At 66.5% G+C, this 2,549-nt stretch carries 2 protein-coding genes; both read right to left on the reverse strand.

Translation table 11 applies throughout. The features are described from left to right. Positions 1 to 1,941: penicillin-binding protein 2 (gene mrdA, locus B3T77_RS06420; RefSeq protein ID WP_292078223.1), on the reverse strand; the 1,941-nt coding region annotated here is incomplete at its 3' end. Beyond that, a partial coding sequence (locus B3T77_RS06425) for a hypothetical protein (protein ID WP_292078224.1) occupies positions 1,938 to 2,549 on the reverse strand: 612 nt, incomplete at its 5' end. The genes B3T77_RS06425 and mrdA, both read right to left, overlap by 4 nt.

The following is a 2,549-nucleotide window of genomic DNA, read 5'->3' on the forward strand; positions in this document are numbered from 1 at the left end:
CGCTCTTCCGATCTCGACGACGCCGTCCTCGACGATGGCGTCGCCGGTCGGTTCGGGCGGCAGCGGCCGTTCGATGCGGGCTCGCATATCCGGATCCTTGAGCAGCACGGTGCGCATCACCTCACGCGCACGCGGCGCGCCGGCGGTCGCTCCGCCCTTGCCCCCGTGTTCGACGATGATGGCGACCGCATATCGCGGCGCATCCACCGGAGCGAACGCCACGAACAGGTTGTGATCCTTCAGCGCCCAGATATTGCTCTTGCGCGAGCCGGAGCCGTAGTTCCGGACCTGGGCCGTGCCGGTCTTGCCGGCCATCTGTATGTCGCCCAGGCCCAACTGGCTCTGGCGATAGGCGGTGCCGGATCGATCGTTGGCCACGGCGATCATGCCCTGGCGCACATATTCGACGTGAGCCGGATCGAACGGCAAGTCTGGCGCCTCCGCCCCGCTGGGCTGTTCAACGCCGCCGATGGACTTGATCAGGCGCGGCTGAAGCTGCTTTTTCCCGTTCGCCAGCCGCGAGGTCATGACCGCCAGCTGCAGGGCGTTCACCGTGATCGCCCCCTGCCCGATCGCGACAGAGGTCGTCTCCCCCGGATGCCAGACCGGATCGCGCGGGAAGGTCCGCGCCTTCCATTCCGTGGACGGCAACAGGCCTTTGCGCTGGTTGCCGACGCCGATGTCGAACTCGTGCTCGAAGCCCAGCGCCAGCCCGGCCTTGCGGATATTGTCCACACCCGCGCGGTTGCACATGGCGTAGAAATAGACGTCGCAAGAGTTCTTGATCGCGTCGTGCATATTCTGGGTGCCATGCCGCCCCCAGCATCGCTGCACGCGGTTGCCGGTGCGATAGGCGCCGCTGCAGAAGACGCTGATGTTGGGATCGACGCCGGCTTCCAGCAGGGCCAGAGCCGTCGTCGGCTTGAAGGTCGAGCCCGGCGGGAAGGTGCCGTTCAGCGTCTTGTCCAGCAGCGGCTTGCGCTCATAGTCGGCCAGCGCGCGATAGGTCTTGGTGGGCACCCCGCCGACGAACAGGTTCGGATCGAACGACGGCGCCGAGACCATGCACAGAATGTCGCCGTTGCGCACGTCCATGACGACGCAGGCACCCGACTCGTCGCCGAACACCTCCAGCGCCCGGTTCTGGACGTCGGCGTCCAGCGTCAGGACGACTTCCTTGCCCGGCACGGCCGGCCGCGAGCCGCCGATATCCTCGGCTACCACACGCCCGCGCGCATCCACCTCGACGCGGTTGCCGCCCGGCTCGCCGCGCAGCGAGGTATCCAACGCCTTTTCGACGCCCTGGCGGCCGATGCGGAAGCTGGGGTTGAACAGCAGGGCCGGCGGCTGCTCGCCCTTATCCCGGATGGCCTTGACGTCCCGATCCGACACCTTGGCCACATAGCCGATGACGTGGGCGAACGATCCGCCGAACGGGTAGTAGCGCGCCTCGTTCATATCGACCATCACGCCAGGTAGTTCGTTGGCGTACTGATTGACCTTGGCGAACTCCTCCCAGGTCAGGTCGCTCTTGACCGGCACAGGGTTGAACTTGGACGCCGCATTGACATCGCGGATGATGGCGCGACGACGCTCCAGCGTGTCGGGCAACAGCCGTCCCAACAGGTCCAGCGTCTGGTCCAGATCCTTGGTCTCGTCACGCACCACCAGCACCCGGAAGCTGGGTCGGTTGCCGGCGATGACGACGCCGTTGCGGTCTTTGATCAGGCCGCGCGGCGGCGGGACCATGCGAAAGTTGAACTGGTTCTGCGACGACAGGGTCGCATACTCCTGAGCCTGCACGACCTGCAACTGGCCCAGCCGTCCGATCAGCGCGGTGATCCCCAGCGCCGTCGCCCCGCCCAGCACGAAGGTGCGCCGCAGGAAGGATCCCTGACGCTCATTCACATCGGCAAAGAAGATGGAGGGCTCGCCGCTCATCGGAACCGAATATCTCCGTCGTCGAATCGCTCAAGCATCCAGTTGGCGATCGGAAACAGCAGCAGCGTCGGCACGACCTGTCCGACCAGCGGCAGGATCGCCGGCGCGTTCGCCGCCCGCATCGTCACCACCAGATAGGCCAGAAAAAAGGCGCCCAGCGTGCAGGCGGCATAGGCTCCGAAGCGGATCAGCCCCTCATGCCCCGCCAGCAGATTGCGCGACAGCAGCACCGTTCCATAGACGCCCATCAGGCACAGCGCCCACAGACCCAGCGGCGTATTCCAGAACAGATCGAGGAAAAGGCCGATCAGAAACAGCACCGCCGGCGCCAGCATCGAGGGCCGGATCAAGGGCCAGGCGAAGGCCAGGACCATCGGAATGACCGGCTCGGGCAGATGCAGACCGAACAGCTGGAGCGGCGTTCCCAGAACGACCGTCGCGGCGAGGACGAGCAGGGCCGGATAGACGATCCACTGAAGAGGTCCGACAACGCGAACCGCGACGGGCCGTCTCACGCCGCGCCTCCCGGAGCGGGCGCCGGCGCAGGGCTGGGCGCAACCGGTACAGGCGACGGGGTCGAAGCCGCAGGCCTCGGAGACGTCACGCCC

It is taken from the genome of Brevundimonas sp. UBA7838 (assembly GCF_002500885.1).
GTDB lineage: Bacteria > Pseudomonadota > Alphaproteobacteria > Caulobacterales > Caulobacteraceae > Brevundimonas > Brevundimonas vesicularis_C.